Here is a 674-nt window from a genome sequence, read left to right on the forward strand (position 1 = left end):
TGATGCCCGACGGCACCTCGCGGTTTTCGCTCAACGGCGAGAAGCTCCACCACTACATGGGCTGCTCGACCTTTGCGAACTTCACCGTGCTGCCGGAGATCGCCGTCGCCAAGGTCAACCCGGACGCGCCGTTCGACAAGATCTGCTACATCGGCTGCGGGGTGACCACCGGCATCGGCGCGGTGATCAACACGGCCAAGGTCGAGATCGGTTCGACGGCGATCGTCTTCGGGCTGGGCGGCATCGGCTTGAACGTCATCCAGGGGCTTCGCCTTGCCGGCGCCGACATGATCATCGGCGTCGATTTGAACAACGACAAGAAGCCCTGGGGCGAGAAGTTCGGCATGACCCACTTCGTCAATCCGAAGGAGGTCGGCGACGACATCGTGGCTTATCTCGTCAACCTGACCAAGCGCGGCGCCGACCAGATCGGCGGCGCCGACTACACCTTCGACTGCACCGGCAACACCCGCGTGATGCGCCAGGCGCTCGAGGCCTCGCATCGCGGCTGGGGCAAGTCGGTGATCATCGGCGTTGCCGGGGCCGGCCAGGAGATCGCCACGCGGCCGTTCCAGCTGGTCACCGGCCGCACCTGGATGGGCACCGCCTTTGGCGGCGCGCGCGGCCGCACCGACGTGCCGAAGATCGTCGACTGGTACATGGAGGGCAAGATC

The 674-nt window shown here is 65.7% G+C and carries 1 protein-coding gene; it reads left to right on the forward strand.

Features of this window, described 5'->3' with window-relative positions; all coding sequences use genetic code 11:
- Nucleotides 1-674 (forward strand): zinc-binding dehydrogenase (locus QN224_RS33570; RefSeq protein ID WP_283980179.1); only part of this gene is annotated, 674 nt, incomplete at both ends.

This window comes from Sinorhizobium sp. 7-81, from assembly GCF_030124405.1.
In the GTDB taxonomy this organism is placed as follows: Bacteria; Pseudomonadota; Alphaproteobacteria; order Rhizobiales; family Rhizobiaceae; genus Sinorhizobium; species Sinorhizobium psoraleae.